The 24,416-nt window shown below is 45.0% G+C and carries 20 protein-coding genes and 3 tRNA genes; 10 read left to right on the forward strand and 13 right to left on the reverse strand.

Features of this window, described 5'->3' with window-relative positions:
• Nucleotides 1-51 precede the first annotated feature (51 nt).
• Both B143_RS0107365 and B143_RS0107370 read left to right on the forward strand, forming a co-directional pair.
• Nucleotides 52-128, forward strand: a tRNA-Asn gene (locus tag B143_RS0107365).
• A gap of 92 nt (nt 129-220) precedes the next feature.
• A complete protein-coding gene (locus tag B143_RS0107370) occupies nt 221-1,195 on the forward strand; it encodes a TAXI family TRAP transporter solute-binding subunit (protein ID WP_018122787.1) in 975 nt (324 codons plus the stop codon).
• On the opposite strand, the gene miaA is transcribed toward B143_RS0107370, so the two are convergent.
• Nucleotides 1,161-2,099 carry a tRNA (adenosine(37)-N6)-dimethylallyltransferase MiaA gene (gene miaA, locus B143_RS0107375; RefSeq protein WP_008315527.1) on the reverse strand — a complete coding sequence of 313 codons (939 nt, stop codon included), beginning with the start codon at nt 2,097-2,099 and terminating at the stop codon, nt 1,161-1,163. The genes B143_RS0107370 and miaA overlap by 35 nt on opposite strands.
• Nucleotides 2,100-2,177: 78 nt before the next feature.
• Here miaA and B143_RS0107380 point away from each other — a divergent pair, with 78 nt between their 5' ends.
• Nucleotides 2,178-3,131 (forward strand): KamA family radical SAM protein, encoded by a 954-nt coding sequence (locus B143_RS0107380; RefSeq protein ID WP_018122789.1) that lies wholly within the window; start codon nt 2,178-2,180, stop codon nt 3,129-3,131.
• Here B143_RS0107380 and B143_RS0107385 read toward each other — a convergent pair whose 3' ends face one another.
• From B143_RS0107385 to B143_RS0107440, 12 genes are all read right to left on the reverse strand, one after another.
• Entirely contained in the window at nt 3,132-3,746 is a 615-nt protein-coding gene (locus tag B143_RS0107385; RefSeq protein ID WP_018122790.1) for a DUF489 family protein, read from the reverse strand.
• Nucleotides 3,747-3,769: 23 nt separating this feature from the next.
• Nucleotides 3,770-4,501, reverse strand: coding sequence for a DNA/RNA nuclease SfsA (gene sfsA, locus B143_RS0107390; protein ID WP_018122791.1), 732 nt, complete (start codon nt 4,499-4,501; stop codon nt 3,770-3,772).
• Nucleotides 4,501-5,214 (reverse strand): ribonuclease PH, encoded by a 714-nt coding sequence (gene rph / locus B143_RS0107395; RefSeq protein WP_026165766.1) that lies wholly within the window; start codon nt 5,212-5,214, stop codon nt 4,501-4,503. The genes sfsA and rph overlap by 1 nt, the downstream gene beginning before the upstream one ends.
• A 116-nt stretch (nt 5,215-5,330) precedes the next feature.
• Nucleotides 5,331-5,549, reverse strand: coding sequence for a translation initiation factor IF-1 (gene infA / locus B143_RS0107400; protein ID WP_008315533.1), 219 nt, complete (start codon nt 5,547-5,549; stop codon nt 5,331-5,333).
• A 63-nt stretch (nt 5,550-5,612) separates the two neighbouring features.
• Nucleotides 5,613-5,689: transfer RNA gene (locus tag B143_RS0107405), tRNA-Pro, on the reverse strand.
• Between the two features lie 45 nt (nt 5,690-5,734).
• Nucleotides 5,735-7,171 (reverse strand): efflux transporter outer membrane subunit, encoded by a 1,437-nt coding sequence (locus B143_RS0107410; RefSeq protein ID WP_026165767.1) that lies wholly within the window; start codon nt 7,169-7,171, stop codon nt 5,735-5,737.
• Between the two features lie 138 nt (nt 7,172-7,309).
• Nucleotides 7,310-8,317, reverse strand: coding sequence for a cell envelope integrity protein TolA (gene tolA / locus B143_RS0107415; protein ID WP_248647513.1), 1,008 nt, complete (start codon nt 8,315-8,317; stop codon nt 7,310-7,312).
• A 126-nt stretch (nt 8,318-8,443) separates the two neighbouring features.
• On the reverse strand, nt 8,444-8,875 hold the full coding sequence (locus B143_RS0107420) for an ExbD/TolR family protein (RefSeq protein ID WP_018122794.1): 432 nt from the start codon (nt 8,873-8,875) through the stop codon (nt 8,444-8,446).
• Nucleotides 8,875-9,582, reverse strand: a complete 708-nt coding sequence (gene tolQ, locus B143_RS0107425; protein ID WP_018122795.1) for a protein TolQ — start codon at nt 9,580-9,582, stop codon at nt 8,875-8,877. Before tolQ ends, B143_RS0107420 begins: the two co-directional genes overlap by 1 nt.
• Before the next feature lie 8 nt (nt 9,583-9,590).
• On the reverse strand, nt 9,591-9,989 hold the full coding sequence (gene ybgC, locus B143_RS0107430; protein WP_008315538.1) for a tol-pal system-associated acyl-CoA thioesterase: 399 nt from the start codon (nt 9,987-9,989) through the stop codon (nt 9,591-9,593).
• Nucleotides 9,990-10,120: 131 nt separating this feature from the next.
• A tRNA-Asn gene (locus tag B143_RS0107435) sits at nt 10,121-10,197 on the reverse strand.
• 70 nt (nt 10,198-10,267) lie between these two features.
• Nucleotides 10,268-11,113: a transporter associated domain-containing protein gene (locus tag B143_RS0107440; protein ID WP_008315539.1), complete on the reverse strand. Its 846-nt coding sequence runs from the start codon at nt 11,111-11,113 to the stop codon at nt 10,268-10,270.
• 263 nt (nt 11,114-11,376) lie between these two features.
• Here B143_RS0107440 and mrcB point away from each other — a divergent pair, with 263 nt between their 5' ends.
• The 7 genes from mrcB (at nt 11,377) to B143_RS0107475 (ending at nt 24,319) form a co-directional block, all read left to right on the forward strand.
• Nucleotides 11,377-13,650, forward strand: coding sequence for a penicillin-binding protein 1B (mrcB, locus tag B143_RS09750; RefSeq protein WP_051063864.1), 2,274 nt, complete (start codon nt 11,377-11,379; stop codon nt 13,648-13,650).
• A 110-nt stretch (nt 13,651-13,760) separates the two neighbouring features.
• The gene (locus tag B143_RS0107450; RefSeq protein WP_018122797.1) at nt 13,761-14,507 is read left to right on the forward strand and encodes a tetratricopeptide repeat protein; all 747 of its coding nucleotides are present in this window, start codon (nt 13,761-13,763) and stop codon (nt 14,505-14,507) included.
• 257 nt (nt 14,508-14,764) lie between these two features.
• Nucleotides 14,765-17,620: an Rne/Rng family ribonuclease gene (locus B143_RS0107455; RefSeq protein WP_018122798.1), complete on the forward strand. Its 2,856-nt coding sequence runs from the start codon at nt 14,765-14,767 to the stop codon at nt 17,618-17,620.
• Between the two features lie 105 nt (nt 17,621-17,725).
• Nucleotides 17,726-19,138, forward strand: a complete 1,413-nt coding sequence (locus B143_RS0107460; RefSeq protein WP_018122799.1) for a DUF4139 domain-containing protein — start codon at nt 17,726-17,728, stop codon at nt 19,136-19,138.
• 49 nt (nt 19,139-19,187) lie between these two features.
• Nucleotides 19,188-21,269 (forward strand): polyphosphate kinase 1, encoded by a 2,082-nt coding sequence (ppk1, locus tag B143_RS0107465; RefSeq protein ID WP_248647514.1) that lies wholly within the window; start codon nt 19,188-19,190, stop codon nt 21,267-21,269.
• An 8-nt stretch (nt 21,270-21,277) separates the two neighbouring features.
• A complete protein-coding gene (locus B143_RS0107470; protein WP_018122801.1) occupies nt 21,278-23,083 on the forward strand; it encodes an SLC13 family permease in 1,806 nt (601 codons plus the stop codon).
• Nucleotides 23,084-23,116: 33 nt separating this feature from the next.
• On the forward strand, nt 23,117-24,319 hold the full coding sequence (locus tag B143_RS0107475; protein ID WP_018122802.1) for an amino acid aminotransferase: 1,203 nt from the start codon (nt 23,117-23,119) through the stop codon (nt 24,317-24,319).
• Nucleotides 24,320-24,416 lie beyond the last annotated feature (97 nt).

Consider the following 24,416-nt stretch of genomic DNA (forward strand, 5'->3'; position numbering starts at 1 on the left):
TAAAAAAGTGTTGACATTCATCACACAATGGCTATAATGCGAATCCTTAATTCCTCGATAGCTCAGTTGGTAGTAGCACTTGACTGTTAATCAAGGGGTCCCTGGTTCGAGCCCAGGTCGAGGAGCCAAATTAAAAAACCTAGCCTAGCTAGGTTTTTTTTTGCGCCAAATTTGCCATCGTGCTAAATTTGATGTTTCGAGTTGTCTGAGGTTGATAATCATGATGAAAAAAATTCGCTCGATTGCTGCACTGTGCACCCTCATCTTTGCGCCAATACATGCCGATGAGCTTCGAAACATTACAGTGGGCTACAGCGATACATTAGACATCACCAAAGAAGCCACAAACCTTGTTTGCTTTGGCTTTGAAGCCGATCACCCGAATAATCACTGCGCCACACAATTTGTGGATTCTGAAGTGATGTGGGATCGACTCATGAACAACGACATTCAAATTGCTTTGATGCCTGAAGAGGTGCTCATTGCCAATCAAAAACAAAAGCGCCAACCCATCATCATTACCCCGCTCTATCAGCAATATCTTCTGTTGGTGGGCAGCCATGATGTGACGCTCGAATCTGTGGCAAGCTTTCGCGATCGCACCATTGGCGTCACCGATTGGGCCACAAAAGAACACCGTGGCAAACCGTTGGCCAAATCTTTAGGATTGACGGAAAAAGATGTCTATTTTCCCATCAGCAATGGTTTATCCCAGCTCTCTGATCTGTTTTGCAGCTTTTCCATTGATGGCGTGATGATCATGTCCAATCCATCGAGTGCATTGGTGCGCGAGCTCACCACCAGTTGCGATGGACAAATTCTCTCGTTTACCGATGATCAAATCCAAAAGATCATCAAAAGCAGCCTTGGGCTGTACCCTGGCACCATTCCAAAAGGCATGTATTGGCGCATGCCAAAAGACATCAATACACTACGTTCACGCACATTTTTGGTGGTCAATCCAACGCCAGATGTGACCGATGCCGTGTTAGAGAGCCTTGAGCACATTGAGGATGAGATCAATTTAACCACGGTGCGCACCAACATCACGCCGAAAACCATTGTGGATACTTACGACATCAATCCGATTAAACTCCATCCGTTAGGGCAATCAATGATCGAGCAGATGCGAGAAAATCTCGCACCTAAATTGCCGCCCGTTACGGAAGAAGCGCCGCCTCAATCCGCTGAATGATGGTTTGATGGAAATTTAAGGTTTCCACATTCACCGGCAACAGCTCCGTTTCACTTCTAAGCCACGTGCGCTGGCGTTTTGCGTATTGGCGCGTGGCGATGATGGCGCGCTCAATGGCATCTTCTTTCGTCATTAAACCCTCTAAATAATCCCAAATTTGACGATAACCCACCGCACGCTGCGATGGATAATCTCCATTGAGTTCAGGATATTTCTCACGTAAATGCACCACTTCATCCACAAAGCCTAACGCCATCATTTGCTCAAAACGCAGTGCCATGCGCGCATTTGCCCGCGCAATGTCTTGATAAGTTAAAGCAAATTTAAGGTATGGATATGGTAATGCTTCTTTCGGTGGCAATTGCCAGAAATGATTCAAGGTTTGCCCTGTACTCAACACCACTTCTAAAGCGCGGAGAATGCGCTGCGTATCGGCAGGTGCTAAACGCGCGGCACTTTCAGGATCTAACAATGATAATTGAGCATACAAAGGCTCAATACCTTCTGTTTGATGACGCTGTAACAACTCCGCACGCACATCATCTTTAACGGGCGGAATCGGCGAAATGCCTTCAATCAACGCCTTCATGTATAAAAATGTGCCGCCCACAATCACCGGCATTTTGCCTGCCGCACGGGCAAGCTCAATTTCAGCACGGGCATCTTGCCTAAATTGCTCCGCAGAATAGCGCGCCATTGGGGATAAAATGTCCACCAATGCATGAGGATAACGTTCAAGGGTTGCGCGATCTGGCTTTGCAGTGCCAATGTCCATATCACGATAAATGAGCGCAGAGTCGCAGGAGATTAAATGGCAAGGAAAATGGTCAGCTAAGGCGAGTGCGGTGTCGGTTTTACCGGAAGCCGTCGGCCCCATCAAGAAAATAACTGGAAAATTCGGCATAATATCGGTTTAGACTATACAGTTGCGAAAATGGACTGTATCATTTTTTCCTTTCACAATAAACCTCATCAGACGATTATGGCTCGATACTGGACAACCCTCAAAGATTTACAGCAAGCAAACATGATTGACAACCCTGCGGATCTTTCAGGCGTTGCCGAACACTTTCAAATTCGCATCTCTCCTGCAATGCAAGCATTGATGGATGGCGATGCCAAAAATCCCATTCATCAGCAATTCATCCCCTCAAGCAAAGAAGGGATCATTTTAGAAGATGAAGTCAGTGATCCAATTGGGGACATTCCTTATACGCCAGTCACCGGCATTGTGCACCGTTATCAAGATCGTGCTTTATTGAAAGTGACGCAGCTGTGCGCTGTTTACTGCCGCTTTTGCTTTCGTAAAGAGATGATTGGTCAATATGGGGAATCTTTAAGCCGCGATGAATTAGAGGATGCCTTTACCTACATTGAATCCCATCCTGAGCTTTGGGAGATCATTTTAACCGGTGGCGATCCGCTCATTTTGTCCGTCAATCGTTTGACGCACATTTTAACGCGCTTAGCTCGCGTGCCCCATCTACAAAACATACGCATTCATACGCGCATTCCTGTGGTTGCCCCAGAGATGATCACCGATGAATTACTCTCACTCTTTTCAGAGATTCAAGCGATGGGCAAAACGCTGACCATCGTGATTCACGCCAATCATGCCGATGAACTGACGGACACCGTTGCCGCAACCATGAAGCGCTTACAACAAAATGGCATCATGCTCATTTCTCAATCAGTGATGCTGCACGGCATCAATGATGATTTTGAGACGCTTGCCGCCCTCATGCGCCGCTTCATTGCCGTACACATTAAGCCCTATTATCTACACCAACTCGACTTTGCCCGCGGCACCAGCCACTTTCGCGTGCCCGAAGAAAAAGCCGTGGCCCTCATTCGAGAACTACGGCTGAAACTGTCTGGCATTTGTGTACCAGTTTTAATCCAAGAGATTCCACATGGCAAAAAACCGCTCTTTTGATTATTGTGTGATCTCTACTAAAATCTGACGTGCCTCATTGGCCACTTTGTGATACCCAAAGAGGCGTTTAAAAGTCGTGCCGCCATATTGATGCCATAAAATGCCCGAACGAACGCCAGACAATAACAGCGTGCGGATCATCGCGGCATTGCGCTCACTCATGAGAAAAGATTGATCTGAGCCTTTAACATAAATGCGCGGATTGAGTTTACTGACGGTTTGAGAATACAAATCCGCCAGTGCCATTTGAATGTTTTCATGCATCATCGGAAAATGCACCAAGCGCCCTTTGATGTTTTCAATGCCGCTGCTCATGATGTTGAGCAATGCTTCATTTTGACGCAAACGCTTTTGCAACACGAGCACAGCATTAAAGTACGTCATCACCTCGCGGGATAACTTCTCTTGGCTCGCTAAAGCATGCAGCCCCATGGCAATGTTGGCATAGTTGCCATACACAGCTTCTAAGCCATCAGGATCGGTCTCAAAAATGCTGTGAATCAAGCCTGTGGCGTATTCGGTTAAATATTCGTGATCTTTTGCAAAGCGATCCACTAAAATCGCGCTTTGCATCGCACCGGCAAGGCCGATGGTTTGTCCTCTTAAATCATTCATGATCCATTACCTTTGTTGATGATTCACCCTACGTTATCGGATGCGCCCACAAATGGCAATCGATGCGTGATGGAAATGCCACTTTCATCCATCGTGGTGCCATACACCAAGGGCTTAACGCCTTCGCGCACCGCTTCATTAAACGCGCTTGCATAAGCGGCATCAATTTCTGATGCCACACGCACGCCTTCAATGCCCGATAAATTCACACAATAGAGAATGTAAGCCTCCGTTGTGTCTGACTGAATGTTCATGAGTTCACGCAAATGCTTAGCGCCACGTGTTGTCACCGCATCCGGAAAGGCAGCAATGTTGCCATCTTCAAAACCGAGCGTCACGCTTTTGACTTCAAGATACACGGTGCGCCCATCTGCATATTCGAGATAAAAATCGATTTTAGAATTTTCCGCGCCATACTTCACTTCGCGTTTTAATCGCGTAAAGCCCGTAAGTTCCGTGATGATGCCATTATTAAGCGCCTCTTCCACCAACGCATTCGCTAAGTGTGTGTTAATGCACGCTGTGCGCCCTTGAGGCGTTGTTGACAATGTCCAACTGCCCTTCGTTTTGCGGCTCGGATCTTGAGAAGGCTCATACCAAATCTCACCGTTTGGCACAAAGCAATTGAGCATCGAGCCAGTATTTGCACAGTGAATGGTGATGGTTTCATCGCTATTTTCCGGCACCACATCAGCTAAAAAGCGCTTATAGCGCTTTAATAGTGTGGCTTTTTGTAAAGGAACTTTAAAGTCCATTATGCAAAACACGCCTGTTGTTTTTCGATGATCTGGGCAATGCTTGCTCTGGCAAAGGCAATCATTTTTGCCAATTCCTCATCGGTGAAGGCTGCTTCTTCTGCTGTTGCTTGTAGCTCAATGAAGCGGCCTTCGCCATTCATCACCACATTCATGTCTGTTTGAGCGGCTGAATCTTCAATGTACTCTAAATCAGAGATCACATTGCCTTCATAGATGCCCACAGAGATTGCGGCAACATTTGAGATGATGGGATTTTCTGTGATCAAACCTTGCTTAAGCATTGAATCAATCGCCATTTTGAGTGCCACAAAACCACCAGAAATCGCTGTGGTGCGTGTGCCGCCATCGGCTTGTAGAACATCACAATCGATTGTAATGGTAAATTCGCCAAGGGTTTCTAAATTCACCGCAGCACGCAACGAGCGACCAATCAAGCGCTGAATCTCTTGCGTACGCCCCGATTGCTTACCTTTTGCCGCTTCACGCGCCATTCTTGAGTGAGTTGAACGTGGCAACATGCCATATTCAGCCGTAATCCAACCACGACCTTCACCACGCATGAAAGAGGGGACTTTGTGCTCGATCGATGCTGTGCACAATACTTTTGTATCGCCAAAGCATGCCAACACAGAGCCTTCTGCATGTTTTGTATAGTCAGTAATGAATTCTACGGAGCGCATTTCATCGAATGCTCTATTAGACGGACGCATGAGAAACCCTTATATTTTTTTGAAGATGAGAAAAGATTAGCCATTTATGATAATTATTATGGCAGAACACAGAGTGAGTGAAAGCTAATCTTTTTAAAGAACTTTGAAGCTTGATATTAACGACCGCGGAATACGATGCGCGCTTTGCTTAAATCGTAAGGTGTTAATTCTACGCGTACTTTATCGCCGGTTAAGATACGAATGAAGTTTTTGCGCATTTTTCCAGATAAATGAGCCGTCACAACGTGGCCATTTTCTAACTCTACTTTAAATGTTGTATAAGGAAGCGTTTCAATTACAACGCCTTCCATTTCGATATGATCTTCTTTAGACATAATTTCCTATAAGGCAAAATGTTGACAATTAAAAAAGCCTTAAGATGATCTTAAGGCTAGATTTGGTCGGGATAGCAGGATTTGAACCTACGACCCCTTGCACCCCATGCAAGTGCGCTACCAGACTGCGCCATACCCCGTTATGTGCGTATTATACAGTGTCTGTTTAATTTTGCAATCAGGAGCTACTTTACTTCTTCAAACATGGGCTCAGTATTTGAGACCGTATCCTCGTACAAGCCGCCGCCAAGCGCCACATACAACGAGATGCCATTTAAAATTTGTTCTTGATAGGTACTCAATAAACCATTACGCGCTTGGAAGTGTGAGCGCTGTGCATCTAATACGTTCAAATAGCTTGCAATCCCGTTATCATATAACAATTGAGCTAAACGCAAGCTCTCTTTGGTGGTGGCCACTAATTTCACTTGTGCCGCTAACTGACGTTGCAACGGTTTTTGGGACTGCAAACCATTGGCCACATTCGTAAAGGCGGTTTGGATCGCTTTTTCATAGGTGGCAATGCCCACATCTTTACGCACTAAAGATAAGTCGTAATTCGATTTAATTTTGCCCCAGTTGAAAATCGGGATGGAAATTTGTGGCACAAAGCTCCATGTTTCACCGGGTGATTTAAAGAGGTCAGAGAATTTTTCTGACATTGAACCAATCGTCGTCGTCAATGAAATGCTCGGGAAGAAGGCCGCACGCGCTGCGCCAATGTTGGCATTCGATGCCATCAATTGATATTCTGCTGCCATCACATCAGGATGGGATAACAACACTTCTGACGGTAAACCTGCTGGCAATTTACCCAAGATTTTCTGGCTGCCAATGGCATAACCACGTGCATGCGGTGCAATGGTTTTACCCACCACTAAATTTAACGCATTATTTAATTGCAATACCGCGCGCTCAGCACTCGCGACCGCAACTTTAGATGAATACAATTGTGCTTCAGACTGTGCTAAGTCAAGATCATTGGCAATCCCTGCCTCCACTTGTTGTTTCACCAATTGATACGATGCGTTATAAGTGCGAGATGTTTCACGCGCAAGATTGAGCTGCTCTTCTGCCGTTTTCAATTGAATGTAGCTGCGTGCCACTTGTGCCACCAATGCAATGTGCGCCGCTTTTTGCCCTTCAACAGAGGCTAAATATTGGTTTTGTGCCGCATCACTTAAGGATGCAAACTTACCAAAGAAGTCCAATTCAAAGGCAGAAATACCGCCGCCAATTTTGTAGCCATCTGTAATATTTGATCGACCCGTTAATGGATTATCCCCATTTTTAGCGCGTGAATAGCCACCTTGTGCATTGATGCCCGGTAAACGATCACTGATGGTGATGCCATACGCAATGCGAGCTTGTTCTACATTGAGCATCGCAATTCTTAAGTCGCGGTTATTTGCCAATGCCGCACTGATGTATTCTTGTAAACGAGGATCTTTAAAGTATTGTTTCCAACCAATTTCGGCAGCCTTCACTTTAATCTCATTGGCTTTCGCAGGCTCACCCGGGAAACTATTGGCCACAGGCAATGGCGGACGCTGATAATCTGGCGCAAGTGAACAGGCACTGAGCACCGCTGTTAACATAAGATAAAGAGGTAACTTTTTCATAAAGCTATGGGCTCCAAAATTTAAAATTCATCATTTATAGTCTTATCGCTCAAAATTATAGCAATCCACCGATAAGAAAACAGTAATTTTACAACAATTCGACAACCTTGTTGTCAAAAATTTTTTAAATCACGTTTCCTAGAAAAACTCTTTCGGATCAAATGTCACCTCAATGCCCTCTTTCACAAGCTTATTGATGGCATGTTGATTGTCTGGCATGCGGATTTTGCCGGTGCGTAAAATCGCCGCTTTGACAGAATCATCAAAGGCAGTATTGCCGCTATATTTTGATTTTCTATCATCAATTTTTGTGATGTTGCCTTGGGCATCCACATAAAATACGATCGTTGCGGTTAAACCACTTGAACCTGTCGGCACACGCCAATGGCTATAAAGTGCACTTTGAATCGCGCCTAAAAATCCGCCGCTCATCAAATAAGCAGTGGCAATGCGATCATTTTCCGCAGCCGCGGCTGCATCGGCTTTTGCCTTACGTTCTGCCGCAGCTTTATCCGCTGCTGCTTTATCGGCCTTGGCCTTTTCATCGGCAATGCGTTTTTTCTCAGCGGCGGCTTTGTCGGCAGCTGCCTTATCGGCTTTTGCTTTCTCATCTGCCAGGCGTTTCTTTTCAGCGGCTGCTTTGTCTGCCGCGGCTTTATCAGCTTTGGCCTTTTCATCCGCTAAACGTTTTTTCTCAGCCGCCACTTTTGCCGCTTTTTCTTCAGCTGCTTTTTGATCTGCCAATTGCTTTTGACGCTCAGCTTCTTCTTTTTTCTTCTGCTCTTCGGCTTGCTTTTTCTTTAAGGCAATCTCCTCTAGGCGTTTCTTTTCAGCAGCGATGGCTTTTTGTTTCGCCTCTTCCTCTGCTTTTTTCTTTGCGGCAATTTCAGCTAAACGCTTTTTCTCAGCCTCTGCGGCTTTGCGCTTTTCTTCAGCAATTCTTTTACGCTCTAACTCTTCTAGGCGCTTTTTCTCTTCTAATTTATCCCTAAAAGCAAACTTTTTGAAATAATCATCGGTTTGATATTGATCCGGCTGATTCATTGCAGTCTGATGTTGAGCCACTGTATTTAACTCAGCTGTTAATGCGGGTGCTAATAACTCAGGTAAATCTGGCGCTTCATTATGAGATGAAGCATCAGACATAAAAAACATCAGCTCCTTTTTCTGCATATAATAAATCACGCACACAGTCACAATGACTAAAGCACTCGTCATTACGGTACTGACAATATTTGCAAAAACTGTTCTTTTAGGATTACTCATAGCGATTTATTTCACTGGCGTTGTCAATTGAACATTTTTTCCTGTTGCCTGACCTAAGCGACTCATGGCATCAATCAAGCTACCATAAGGCGCATCTTTGTCAGACTGCAAGAAAATTCGTGCATTCGGCTTTTGCTGCATAAAGGACTGAACTTCAGCTGTAAGCTGCTCAAGACTCAAAGCTTGATCAGGCTCTTCTAGCTCGCTGAAATAATATTGTCCAGATTTATCAATACTCACCATCAAGTAATCATCCACAACTTCCTCATAATCAGAATCCGATTCCATTTCTGGGGCATCAATATCTACACCTAATGGAATCGTCGTTGCGGTGACCATAAAAATGGTGAGTAACACGAACATCACATCCACATAGGGGACAATGTTCATCTCTGCCTGTAGGCCTTTGCCATTACCCTTTCTACGTGATCGACGCATTATTGCGCTCCATTTTGACGGTTGATCTGCATTTGACCATATTGTCTTGCCAAAATATTGGCAAACTCTTCAATGAAGACATCATAAGCATCGGAGATTTTGCCAATCGCATTGACAAAGGAGTTGTAAATCATCACCGATGGAATCGCCACCAATAAGCCAAGCGCCGTTGCAATCAATGCTTCCGCAATGCCGGGCGCCACTTGGCTTAATGTCACTTGTTTAACCGCGCCAAGCGCCACAAATGAGTTCATCACACCGATCACCGTACCGAATAAACCAAAATAAGGGGCAACCGAACCTGTGGTTGCTAACCATGATAAAGATTTATGAAGACTATTCTCTTCTCTTTGGGCGCTCGCTTCCATTGCGCGGCGCACATTGTCCACCACAAATTCAGGTGAATAAATGGGCGTGGTGCGTAAACGATTAAACTCATGAAAGCCTGAAACAAAAATGTACTCTAAACCTTCGGTGTATTTTTTTTGGCTCGCATTGTGATAGAGCTCTTGAATGTCCGCCCCTGACCAGAATTTATTTTCAAATTTTTTCGCATCACGCAGCGCTAATTTTAACAAAATCCACTTGCGCCAAGCGATGAAGATCACGGAAATCAACATCATAACCAGCAACAACATCACGATTTGTACGATGATGTTCGCCTCGACCACAAGGGTCCATAGATTTAACTGTGAATGTGCGTTCATGTGTATCCTTATGAAAAAATGGGTGGCAATGGAATTGGGCGGCGTGAATCGGTGTCTAAACAGACCAATTGTACGCGCGCAGATGTCAAAAGCATCTCACCCCTGAAGATTTGTTGTTTGAAATATACCCGTGTTGCGGTGAGCTTTTCAATCGAACTTTCCACCACTAAATCATCACATAAATGCGCGGGCTGTTTATAGTCCACCTCAATGGATTTGACCACAAACATCTTATGTTCAGTGGCAGCATACGTGTTTAAGTTAATGTTTCGGGCAAGCATCCACTCGGTGCGGGCACGCTCCATAAAATTTAAATACGTTGAGTGATAAACTACACCACCGGCATCGGTGTCTTCATAGTAGACACGAATCGGTAAGCGAAACACGGAGGCTTTTTGTTCTGTCATTGTCGTCATGTTCCATAATGATTGACTCTCTGCCGATTATAGCAGTGGATTTGTAAATCATTGTAGCAGAGCGGTGTTATTTTTTTCTGACAGGCAATAAAAAAACCTAGCAAAGCTAGGTTTCTTTAATTTGGCTCCTCGACCTGGGCTCGAACCAGGGACCCCTTGATTAACAGTCAAGTGCTACTACCAACTGAGCTATCGAGGAATGAAGGATTGCAATTATATCTATTTTTCAAAGGTTGTCAAATTTTCAATTGATTATTTTTTATACAACACTAAGAATCATTGTTTGATTGCTTATTCGGTTCCACTTCTAACTTATCCAGCATCTTGCCATCATACGGTAAGACTTTGAATTTTAATTCATCAATCACCACTTCTGAATGGGCATTCGGTAAAAAGCCCACTTGTGTCATCACAAGCCCGCTGATGGTTTCCACTTCATCTTTCACAAAGTGCGTGCCAAAGCGCTCATTGAACTCTTCAAGGGACATTTTTGCATCCACGATGTAATGATTTTCATCCACTTGCTCCACTTCAATCTCTTCATCGGCGGGAATGAAATCGTGCTCATCATCAATTTCCCCGACAATCTGTTCAATGATGTCTTCAATGGTGACTAAACCTGACACCGCGCCATATTCATCCACCACCAATGCCATGTGTGAATGTTTCGCTCTAAACTCATTGAGCTGGGCAATCACATATTTACCTTCTGGCACATATTCCACAGGACGCAATAATGTGGCCACATCAATGCTTGGATCACGCATTTTATGCAACAAATCTTTGGTCAATAAAATGCCCTGAACCTCTTCATGATCTTCCGCTAACACAGGGATGCGAGAATGCCCAGATTGAATGATTTTTTGTAATGACTCATCAAAGTCATCATCAATCGCCACAGAGATCATGTGGGCACGCGGCACCATAATGTCACGCACAGTGAGGGTTTGCGAGGACAAAACAGAGCGGATCATGCTCACCGCTTCTGAATCAATCTTCCCTTCCTTTTGCAGCAAGGTCAGCTCTGTATTCCAATTATTTAATGTAACATTCTTACGTTCTAATCCTAATCGAGATAACCAACTCTTTCGGCTCGGCGAAGGATCGTCTGACATAATTTTTATTTTTTCCTCAAAATGATAAAATTACACTATTTTATTTGAATAGCGATTTAAGGCATGAAAGATTAAATTTCCCTTTCACCTTAAACTTCGTCTAGTATAGCAAGCAATTATTCACAGCAAAACTCCTTAAACTACTTCATACTTTTATCATGAAATTAACGCTCAAGAAAAGAACAGTTGGATCAAGGATCAACGCAGCCCTGCGTTATTTCTTGCGCCTTGTCATTTATATGATCGTGGGTGGTGCATTTTTAATGGTCCCCATTTTCTTTTATTATCTCATCAAAACCAATCAAGAATTGGGCACACAATTTGAGGATCGCAGTTGGTCGATTCCTGCGCGTGTTTATGCGCGTCCTTTAGAGTTGTATGTGGGTAAACCCATTAAAAAAGCGGATCTATTGCTTGAGCTTGAAATGCTCCATTACAAAAAGACCGCCCAGCTCAATCAACCGGGCACATATAACGATAAAGATGGCACCATTAATATCTACTTACGTGAATTCACTTACAGCGATCAACACGATCCTGCACAAAAAATTCAAGTGACCATTGCAGGCAATACGGTTAAAGATTTAAAGAGCAACCAAGAAGATCAAGCCAAGAAAATTGACTTGATTCGCGTGGAACCTTTACACATTGCCTCCATTTATCCTGCCCACAATGAAGATCGTATTTTATTAAAGCGCGAAGAAATCCCTCAATTATTGGTGGATACGTTACTTGCGATGGAAGATCGCCAGTTTTACGATCACATGGGCGTCAATCCTAAAGCCATCATTCGTGCGATGGTTGCGAACATGAAGGCGGGACGCAAAGAACAAGGCGGCTCAACATTAACCCAACAGCTCATCAAAAACTATTTCTTAACGCCCGCACAAACGTATGAGCGTAAGATTCAAGAGATGTTTTATGCCCTCATCATCGACTGGCGCTATCCGAAAGATGATGTGCTTGAAGCGTATATGAACGAGATCTATTTAGGTCAAGATGGTGCACGCGCCATTCATGGCTTTGGGCTTGCGAGCGAATTTTTCTTTGGTAAACCCGTCACAGAACTCAGCATTAACAACATTGCCACATTAGTGGGCGTGATTCCAAGTCCTTCGGCGTATAATCCACGCAAGAACCCTAAACTTGCCCTGAAACGCCGCAACTTAGTGTTAGATGTGATGGCCAAACAAAATCTTCTCTCAGAAGCAGAAGTGGAAGCCTTAAAGCAAGAGCCGCTTGATGTGTTAGAACAAGCGCCCTCTTCTGGCATCACAAAATATCCAGCCTTTGTGGATTTAGTGACCCGCCAGCTCAAAGAGTTATATGCCAGTGAAGATTTAACCACTGAAGGCTTAAAAGTCTTCACCACGCTTGATCCGATTGTGCAAACCTATGCAGAAAAAGCAGTGATTGACACATTGCCCGTGATTGAAAAAACACGCGGCGTGAAAAATATTCAAGCCGCCATCATCATCGCGCAAAACAATACCGGTGAAGTGGAAGCTTTAGTGGGCGATCGTCAAGTGCGTCAAGCGGGCTTTAACCGTGCATTGAGCGCTAAACGTCAAATTGGTTCACTCATTAAACCCTTCATTTATCTGCGTGCGTTAGAAGAGCCGCAGCGCTTCTCTTTGGCCACATTGTTAGACGATGAAACGCCTTTTGAGATGAACTCAGGCGGCAAAAAATGGTCACCGAAAAACTATGATCGCCGTTTGCATGGTTGGATTCCACTCATCACAGCTTTGGCAAAATCATACAACATCCCCACCATTCGTTTAGGGTTAGATGTGGGCGTTGACAGCGTGATTGATACGTTATATCGCTTAGGTTTAAATCCGACTGAATACAACTTCCCTGCGGTGCCATCAACCTTGCTTGGCGCCATTGACATCACGGTGTTTGATGTGACGCAAATGTACTCAACGATTGCCAATGATGGTTATTACATTCCATTAAAAGCGATCCGTGAAGTGACACAAACAGATGGCACGGTGCTGGCACAAAACTTAGTGGCACCGAAACAAGCGATTTTCCCAGGACCGAACTACCTCATCACACGCGCAATGCAAAATGTTGTGGATGCAGGCACAGGCGGTGGTTTACGCCGCGCTGGCATCAAAGCACGCGTGGCAGGTAAAACAGGGACGACAAACAACTACCGCGATGCATGGTTTGCAGGTTTCTCGGGTGATCGTACAGCCGTTGCGTGGGTTGGGAAAGATGACAACACACCTGTTGGCCGCGTTGGTGGCGCCACAGGTGGCTTGCCTGTTTGGGCTGCTGCCATGAAAAACCTCATTTTAGAGGACATTTCAAACACGCCACCTAAAGACATTGTCAATGTGCGCATCAACACGGCAACGGGCTTACCACCACCAAATTATGCTTGCCCTGATATGAAAACCATGACATTACCTTTCATTCGTGGCTATCAACCTACGTATCCTGGGGATTGTGATTTTTATCCACCGGACACTGATTTTAACTTCGATGATGCATTTGGCGAATTCAACTTTGATGATTTTCAATAGTGGATATCCGCAATAATGCAGCTACTCGTTTTACTGAATTTGTGATAAATTAGCGGTTCTGATTTTTGAGATCTAACCCAATTTAAAACATCGTTATATAGGAAAATATAGTGAGAACTACCACCTTTCTAATATTAGCGCTTATTGTCATCAGTGGCTGTACCTCTCGCACCGATGGTGGTGCGCGTGTCCGCCCGTTACCTAACCAACCGGCATCTTCAACGTCTGGCGCCATTCCTAGCGGCATTCCTTTAGATGATGGCAGTGCACCCGCTGCACAAGCCACACCTTATGGCGGTACCAATGAAGTGCGCTTCCCATCGTACCCGATGGACCAATCCTCAGGCTTCCCTGTAGAAACCCCTAAAGCGCCGAACGCGCCGCAAGCCCCTGTCTTTCCAAATACAGCGCAAGCACCCGTTTCTGCACCAAAACCCACAACCACTCAACAGCCAACCTACGCGCCAAATGCGCCGATGATTCCTGGCCAGAGCACAACCACTGCATCGGCAGATAAAGGAACGTACAAACCGTCACAGAATCAAAACAATGCGGTGCAATCTCTCTTAGATGAGGCAAATTCAGCTGTTAAAGCCAACCAATTAGAAAGAGCTGCCACTGCATTGAATCGTGCTGTTAGATTAGAACCAAACAACGCAAGTATTTGGTACGATTTAGCACAGATTCGCCTGCACCAAGGAAAATATGAACAATCTGAACAGTTAGCAAACAAGTCCATCAGCTTTGCTAAAGGTAATCAAGATTTAGTCAATAAGAATTGGCGCGTCATCTCTTCTGCTCGTCAAGCAAAAGGAGATACCGCAGGTGCTCAAGAAGCGATGAGAAACGCTCAATAAATCTTTTGAATGATCACTCACAAATTTCACACATCATTGCCTATCCATCCTTTGTGATGGATGGGTTGAGCTGTGCTCAAAAAATGGTGTGCATTTTTCAGAATTTAAAAAATTTGGCCACGACAAGAGACATGACAGCACTAATATCAATCACTGCGTGCATCACTAACCATATTAATAAATGATGGCGTACATTATATTATTGAGAATTATAGAGTGATCTCTGTGATGCTCATTGCAAAGGCCTGGAGAAGAGAATGAAACGCATGTTAATTAATGCGAGCCAACCCGAAGAGACGCGCGTCGCGTTAGTGGATGGCCAACGCTTATACGATTTAGACATTGAAAACGCAACGAACATTCAGAAAAAAGCCAACATTTATAAAGGCGTCATCACCCGCATTGAACCTTCATTAGAAGCGTGTTTTGTGGACTATGGTGCAGAGCGTCACGGCTTTTTATCTTTCAAAGAAGTGTCCAAAGAATACTATACAGAAGAGGCAAAAAGTCTCTCTAAGCCTTCCATCAAAGAAGCCTTAAAAGAAGGCATGGAAGTGATCATCCAAGTGGAAAAAGAAGAGCGCGGCAATAAAGGCGCAGCACTCACCACGTTCATTACATTGGCCGGTCGTTACTTAGTCTTAATGCCAAATAACCCTAAAGCGGGCGGTGTTTCCCGTCGCATTGAAGGTCAAGAGCGCGTGGCCATTCGTGAAGCGATGAGCCACTTAACCATTCCTGAAGAGATGGGCGTCATTGTGCGCACCGCTGGCCTTGGCCGCACAGCCGAAGAGTTACAATGGGACTTAGATTACCTCTTAACCTTATGGGGTTCGATTAAAACTGCCTCTGAAGAGAAAGCCCCGTTTTTGATCTATCAAGAGAGCAACATCATCATCCGTGCCCTACGCGATTACTATCGCAATGACATCGGTGAAATCTTGATCGACAACAAAGAGATTTTTGAAGAAGCGGCACTGTTTGTGAGCAGAACCATGCCACAAATTCGCCCAAAAATTAAACTCTATGAAGATCAAATTCCATTGTTCACCCGTTATCAGATTGAAAACCAAATTCAATCTGCCTACCAACGTGAAGTGAAATTGCCATCCGGCGGTGCTTTGGTCATCGACTATACAGAAGCCTTGATCTCCATTGACATCAACTCAGGCCGTGCAACCCGCGGAGCTGACATTGAAGAGACGGCATTAAACACAAACTTAGAAGCCGCAGAAGAGATTGCTCGTCAATTGAAATTGCGTGACTTAGGTGGTTTAGTGGTCATCGACTTTATCGACATGCTCGAGTCAGATCATCAACGCCAAGTGGAACGCACATTTCATGAAGCCTTATCATTAGACCGCGCACGCATTCAGACCGGGCACATTTCACGCTTTGGTTTATTAGAAATGTCTCGTCAGCGTCTTCGTCCATCGTTAGATGAAACCACACACATTGTGTGCCCACGCTGTTCGGGTCACGGTACAATTCGCAACATCAAATCATTGGCCTTAGAAGTGCTTCGCCTCATTGAAGAAGAAGCTTTAAAAGAGCGCACCAGCGAAATCATCGTGCAATTGCCAGTGGATGTATCCATCTTCTTGTTGAATGAAAAACGCGAAGATGTGTCAAGCATCGAAAATCGCCTCAATGTACGCATTGTGATGATTCCAAATCAAAACTTAGAAACGCCACATTTTGAAATCTCACGCCATCGTTCAGATCAAGCATTGTTGAACAACAAAGTGAGCAATGAGCACAGCATCATTGAGCAACCATCGAACGAAGCGCTTGTCAATCAAGCATACAACCCTGCAAAGCCACAAAAGAACATCCCTGTGGTGAGCAACATGGTGCCAGCAACGCCGCCACCTGTGGTTGAAAAGCCGGTTGAAGCGCAACCCACCCTTTGGCAGATGATTGTGGATTGGTTAAAATCCTTACTCAGTCATCCTGAAGAAGCGAAAAAAGAGACGGTTAAACGCAGTGAGCAACCTAAACAGCGCCAACGCACTAATCCGCGCCGCAAGAGCAATCGCCGTGTGACAACGCGTGCAAATGCCCCTGAGCACAATGAGATTGCCACAGTGACACGCATTACGGAAGATCGCCCTGATTTTTCTGGAAAAAATGGTGACAAGCCTGCCGATAAAGCTGAGACAAAAGAGAAACGCAACACCAATGAAACGCGTGAGAATCGCGAACCGCGTGAAAACCGTGACAATGGTGAAGCACCTAAATCTCGCAATCGCCGCTCACGCAATCGCAACAACCAAAACACAGGTGATGCAAAAACTGACGTAAAAAATGATGCACCTGAAACTTCAGAAAAGCCTGCAAAACAAGAGCGTGCCCCACGTGCTGAACGCACGGACAGAAACAACAAGCAAGACAAAGGCAATGATGCGGTGAAACAAGAACGCACGCCACGTCCTGAATTTGTAGAAGTTGAAGTCAATGGCGAAACTCGTAAGCGCCGTGTGCGTAAGGGTCGTCCTCGTGTTGAAGAGGCTGCACCTGAAACCATGACGCCAGCAGATACAGCGCCAGCACCAAAAGCAGAAACAGCCCCAAAAGCTGCAAAGCCTGAAGTGATTGTGGTGGCCGATGCTGTGGCTGAAACTGTGATTGAAGCTGTACCCGCTAAAGTTGAAGCTGCGGTTGAAGCGGTGATCGAAGCAGAACCTGTCGCGACCGTAGTTGAAGCCATTCAAACGACTTCTGATCGCGTGACGGAAGTGGTTGATCAAGTGGAAGCAAAAGTGGACGCTGCGGTAGAAGCTGCCACAGAAGCTGTGGAAGAGATCATCATTGAGCACACGCCAAGCGTTGAAACCACCAATGTTACGGCAACGGCTGAAGTTGAGCCGGAAATTGTGATTCAACACACCATTGTGGACACACCAGAAGAAAAAAGTGCGCCTGAAGAAAAAGATGTCGCAGACGTGATTGAACCCACAATCGTGGTGGAAGATGAAGTGGTCACAGCACCTGCTGCACCTAAAGCCACCCTCAGCGTTGAAGAAGATTTAACCGTTGTGATTCCAAAAAGCGAACCTGAAGAGAGCCGCTTTAAGATCATCGTGGAAGATGATGCCCCTGAGAAAAAATAGGGTCATCACACGCCATTAATCTTTGAGAAAAAGCACAGTTCCTGTGCTTTTTCTTTGTTTGTACAGGTATAATCAACCCACTATTATCCATTTAAGGAGTGCATCATGAGTCGATTGAAGTCTGCCCCACTTGCCGCAATGGTTTTATTGTCCACCTCAGCATTCGCTGATTCTTCCGTGATCATCAGTCAAGATCAGCAACGAGAAGCGCTTTCCATCACCATTTATAATGATGCACTCGCTTTAATCAATGATACACGCACCGTTCCCATGACAAGCGGCCTCAATCGCCTTGAGATGCAACATGTCTCAGCACACATTCGCCCAGAAACTGCACACTTAACCTCACTGTCTGACATGCCTTTTAACGTGATCGAACAAAACTTTGATTACGATCTGCTCTCCCCACAAACTTTATTAGACAAAAGCGTTGGGCAAACCATTGAAGTGATCACCCGCGACCCTCAAACGGGGAAAACCACGCGTGAACAAGCAACCCTTTTATCCAACAATGGCCAACCGATCGTACAATTTGCCGATCGCATCGAAGTGGGCAATTTAGACAATTTTGCCTTCTCGTCCCTGCCCACAAATTTGCGCAGCCACCCCACCTTATCCATGGTGCTCAACAGTGAACGCGCCGGCAACAACACAGTGCAGCTCACCTATTTAAGTGGTGGATTCAGTTGGCGTGCGGATTACACAGCAACGCTGTCACCGGATGAAACCTTTGTGGATCTCTCAGGACTCATCACATTAAACAATCAAAGCGGCACCAGCTTTAAAAATGCCCATCTACAATTGGTGGCCGGTGACATCCATCAAGTGCAACAAAACATGGTGCGCCCAATGTATAAATCTGCCATGCCTGTTGCCATGATGGAGATGGACACGATGCCCGAAAGCGAAGCATTCAGTGATTATCATCTCTATAAAATCCCCTTTAAAACGGACTTAAACAACCAGCAAACCAAGCAAGTGGCGCTGTTAAATGCCAGCCACGTGCCCGTACAAAAAACGTATCAATTCAATCAATATTTTGATGCCACCACCGCTGAAGGACAAAACTTAAAAGCGAGCATCCTTTACCGCTTTAAAAACAGCCAAGAGAACCATTTAGGCATGCCTTTGCCTAAAGGCATCCTCCGCATGTATAAAAATGATCAATCTGGCAATGCATTGTTAGTGGGCGAAGACAGCATTCAGCACACGGCAGAAAATGAGGTGTTTAAAGTGGCCACGGGACAAGCTTTTGATGTCTCTTTAACGAAAAAACGCACCAAGGTCACCAAGATTAGTAAAGAGACCACGCAATACAGCTATGAAGTGGTGTTTAACAATGCCAAAGATGAAGCCGTGACCGTCGATTACAGCGATTTTATTCCCTTTAATACTTGGCAAGTGACAGCATCATCCATCGCCGTGACAACGCAAGGCAGTGATCAAGCAAATTGGCAGATCATTGTGCCTGCAAAAGCACAACAAGCCCTCACCTATACATTGCAAGTGACGCAATAGGTCAGTTATTATAATGCGTTGTTCTTTAACTCATCATAAGTAGGTCGTTGTGGATACTTCTCTTAGCATGCTCACACCGCATTCTGTGCCGCTCATCAATCGGGAGCGCTCGATTCTTGCATTCCAAGAACGCGTGCTTGCACAAGCGAAAAATCCACAACTGCCGCTGTTAGAACGCTTAAAATTCATCGCCATTGTGGCCTCAAACATTGATGAATTTTTTGAAGTGCGCATGGCAAACATGCAAGAGCAGATTCAATCAGGGCTTGACCGCGTGGAGAATCAATCGGCGCACGAATGGCGCTTAAGTATTCAGCAATATGCCCTTTACATCACCAAAGAGCAACATCGACTCTTTTTTGATGATTTACTGCCCTTATTGGCGCATGAGCACATTACCTTGCTTGATGAAAATCAGTGGAGCGATGCACAACATGAATGGCTGTATCATCTATTCATGCAAAACATGCTGCCTGTGTTTACACCCATTGCCTTGGATTTGGCGCATCCGTTTCCACACATCACCAATAAATCCTTAAATTTCATTGTGGATCTCAAAGGCGTGGATGCTTATGGCCGCAACATTGACACTGCCATTTTGCCCATTCCTGAGAATTTACCCCACATCATTGAGCTACCCTCCGAAGATGGCAGCACGCAATTGACCACCATCCAATCTGTGATGGCGGCATTTGTGTCGGACATTTTTCCAGGGCTTGAGATCCTTGGGCTCTATCAATTCAGAGCCACCCGCAACAGCCATTTATACATTGATAAAGAAGAGCTGACCAATTTACATCAAGCGCTGCGTGGTGAGTTGAAACAGCGCGGCTTTGGGCATGCGGTGCGTTTAGAGATTGATGACAGTTGCCCGACTCACTTAAAGCACCTGTTGCTCAAAGAATTTGGTTTAGCCCCCGAAGATCTCTATGCACTGCCCCATTATTTTGATTTTTCCCAAATCTATAATGTGCTCGATTACATTGATAAAAAACCACATTTAGTCTTTGAGCCCATTGAGCGCCACATCCCTGATCGTTGGGAAAAGCGCCGCGATGCTTTTAGCGAAATTGATCGCCAAGACATCTTGCTCCATCATCCTTATGATCGATTTTTACCGGTGGTGGATTTTTTACGCGAAGCGTCTGAAGATCCTGATGTGCGCGTCATTCGCATGACAGTGTATCGCACAGGCGATGATTCTGAATTGATGGAATTATTGGTACGCGCCGCTCGCCTTGGTAAAGAGGTCAATGTGGTGGTGGAATTGATGGCGCGTTTTGATGAAGCCACCAATTTATCGTGGGCATCGCGCTTAGAAGAAGCCGGCGTTAAAATTGTCTATGGCGTGTTTGGTTATAAAACGCATGCAAAAATGCTCCTTGTGATCCGTGAACAGAAAAATCATAAAGGCGAAAATTATCTGCGCCGTTATGCGCACGTAGGCACGGGCAATTATCATCAAGGCAATGCGCGCTTATACACTGATTTCAGCTTATTGACCTCAAATAAAGAGATCACGGCAAGCATCTCGGAGATTTTTTTAAACCTCTCGAGCCTTGCGAAAATCCCGAAACTCAAAACCGTATGGCAATCGCCTTTTAACTTCATTGATCGTTTATTAGAAGAGATCGAATTTGAGATGAATGAAGTCAAAGCCGGCCGCAAAGGGCGCATTGTGGCACGCATGAATGCGTTGATGGAACCGATTGTCATCACTGCCCTTTACAATGCCTCTCAAGTGGGCGTTGAAATTGATCTGATTGTACGTGGTGCTTGCGCCTTAAAACCTGGCATTCCTGGGCTTTCTGAAAACATTCGCGTGCGCTCCATTGTCGGGCGCTTTTTAGAGCATTCACGCGTGTATTACTTTTATCATGGCGGCAAAGATCACACTTATATTTCAAGTGCAGATTGGATGAATCGCAATTTCTTTCGTCGCATAGAGATTGCGGTGCCCATTTTTGATAAAGTGATTCGTGAACAATTAATTGAAGAAGGGTTATTGTGGTGCTTAGAGGATCAAAGTGCCTGGTGTTTAGAGGGTGAAACCGGTCACTACCATCAAGCCGTCACCATTGATCCACAAACCTCATTACAACATCGTTTGATACAAAAACGTCTACGTTAGGATTTGCGATGCTCAATTATCTCCATGTACAGCTTATTCCCTATTTGACCAATGATCAGTTGGCCGCTTTGACGGTGCTCATTTTGGCATTTTTAGCCTTTTTATCCGGGCGCATTCGTTATGATTTTGTGGCCCTTGGTGCTCTGCTCGCACTCGTTATTTTGGGCATTGTGCAAATTCCGGATGCTTTTAAAGGCTTTAGCCATCCTGCGGTGATTTCTGTTGCATCTGTTTTGGTGCTCAGTCTCGCCATTGGTAAAACGGGCATCACCTATCATTTATCAAAGCGATTGAGTTATTTTTCAAGCAGCCCATCGATGCTGATTCTGACATTGGCTGGGCTTGTGGCATTTTTCTCTGCCTTTATGAATGACGTTGGTGCCCTTGCCCTCATCATGCCAATTGCCATTCAGCTGTGTCAGCGCTATGACATTTCACCAGCTAAGGTATTGATGCCCATGGCGTTTGCCTCCCTGTTAGGCGGTACAATTACCGTGATCGGGACGCCGCCTAACCTCATTGTCTCAAACTATCGTGAATCCATCGGGTTAAAAGCCTTTAGCATGTTTGACTTTGCGCCCACAGGCATCGTGATCACCATTGTGGGGCTCATCTATTTAGCTGCATTTGGCTGGCGATTGATTCCCAATCGCCGCTCAGAAAGCGCCCACAATAAATTCACCACGGATAATTATCTCCTCGAAGCCAAAGTGGAACAAGGCAATAAAATTGCCGATCAAACGGTGGCGGATTTAGAGGAAATCTCTGAAAATACCGTCAAAGTGGTGGTGATCATTCGTGGTGCGCGCCGCATCATCGCCCCAAGCCAAGAAGAGTTGATTCGCGCCAATGATACTTTATTGCTTGAAGGGCAACCTGAAGAACTCAAGCAATTAGAGTTATTAACAGGGCTCAATCTCACACGCAGCAGCGCCAATAAAAACATTCCCCACGATAAATTAGAAGTGCTTGAAGTGGTGATCAACCCTGGTTCGCGCATGGCGGATCACACCTTATCTGATCTTCAGTTTAGAGAAAAATATGGCCTCAATGTCATTGGTGTTGCCCGTCAAGGTGAAAACATCCGTAAGCGCTTTAGCCGCATCACATTAAAAGTGGGCGATGTGCTGTTAGTGCAAGGTCATGCCGATGAATTGCCAGACACCTTGCGTTATTTAGGCTGCTTTCCGCTCGCTGAACGCGACATTAGCCTCAAAGCCTCTTACCGCTTAATGCCAACTTTGCTCATCTTCACAGCTTCCATCATTTTGGTGGCCACACAAACATTGCCACCACAAATCAGCTTTCCATTGGCGGTCTTTTTATTGGTGATCTTTAAGCTTTTACCCATTCGCGATGTGTACCGCAGCCAAGAAGGTCCTTTAATCATGTTATTAGGCTGTTTCATTACAGTGGGCGCTGCCCTTCAACAAACGGGCGCCACAGAAATCTTGGCCGCAAAATTGGTGGGTTTGATTGGTGATCTACCAGACATTTTCATTTTAGGTGCCATTTTGGTCATCACCTTAGCGATGACGGACATCATCAACAACTCAGCCGCCGCAATGATCATGTGTCCGATTGCCTATGGCGTTTCTCAACAGCTTGGCCACAATCCCGATGCTTATTTGATGGGCATTGCCATTGCGAGCTCCTGCACCTTCAATACACCGATTGGCCATCATTCAAACACCTTAGTGATGGGGCCTGCCGGTTATCAATTTGGTGATTATTGGCGTGTTGGCTTAATTTTAGATATATTAATTCTTATCACCGTTACACCAACATTATTGTGGGTGTGGCCGCTTTCGTAAAATCTCACGATGTTTATTAATAAGGAAATCGATATGAGCGTTTTCAATGATGTTGTATTGGCACCGGATGATCCTATTTTAGGATTGGTGGAAAAATTCAAACAAGATCCACGCGAGGATAAAATTAACCTCACCATCGGTATTTATGCCGATGAAAATGGAAAAGTGCCAGTGCTTAATGTGGTGAAAAAAGCCCAAGCGGCGCTTTTTGCAGAAGAAAAACCACACATCTATTTGCCAATGCATGGTTTACAAACGTATAACTTATCTGTTCAGCGTTTGTTGTTTCAAGAGCATCATTCTGTGATTGCAGAAAACCGCTTAGCCACTGTGCAAACATTAGGTGGCACCGGTGCATTAAAAGTGGGCGCAGATTTCTTAAGCCAATTGTTTAAAGATAAATTGCCAACCGTGCATGTGTCTGACCCAACGTGGGACAATCACAAAGCCATCTTTAAAGGGGCAGGTTTTACGGTTAAAGCTTACCCTTATTTTGATGAAGCCACAGGCGGCGTGAATTTTGAAGCCATGGTGGATTACTGCAAAACATTGCCAAAAAATGACATCTTAATTTTACATGCATGTTGCCATAACCCAACCGGTGCGGACTTAAATGAAGCACAGTGGACAGCGCTTACCCAGCTCATTAAAGAAAAAGAGTTGATTCCATTTTTAGATATGGCATATCAAGGTTTTGCCAAAGGCGTTGAAGAAGATGCCAAAGCGATCCACATCATGACCAATGCAGGTTTACCTGTATTGATCGCCAACTCATTTTCTAAATCCTTCTCCTTATATGGCGAGCGCGTCGGTGCATTGTCTGTGGTGACCACATCGAGTGATGAACAAGTGCGCGTCACCTCACAATTGAAAAAAATGGTGCGTGCAAACTACTCATCCCCACCTGCATTTGGTGCGGCAATCGTGGGTCACGTATTGAGCAATCCGACCCTTCGCCAAGAATGGTTTGATGAACTGAGCGAAATGCGCCAACGCATTCACGCCATGCGTGAAAAATTTGTGGCACTGCTCAATCAAGGTCAAACGAAAAAAGATTTCAGCTTCATTAAAGCCCAACAAGGCATGTTCAGCTATTCAGGCTTAACAAAAGCACAAGCAGAAAAGCTGCGCAGTGAAGAAGGTCTATACATCTTAGATACGGGCAGAATTTGTATTGCCGCCTTAAACGAGTATAATATAACATTAGCAGCGCATGCTATTATCAAAGTTTTATAACGCTTATGGCATCGGAGGATGTATGATGAAATTTATTGAAAACCAATTACCTCTTACCATTATTTGGACGCTATGTATTGTTGGTTATATCGCTGTT

The sequence above is a fragment of the Wohlfahrtiimonas chitiniclastica DSM 18708 genome (assembly GCF_000375345.1).
Taxonomy (GTDB): Bacteria; Pseudomonadota; Gammaproteobacteria; order Cardiobacteriales; family Wohlfahrtiimonadaceae; genus Wohlfahrtiimonas; species Wohlfahrtiimonas chitiniclastica.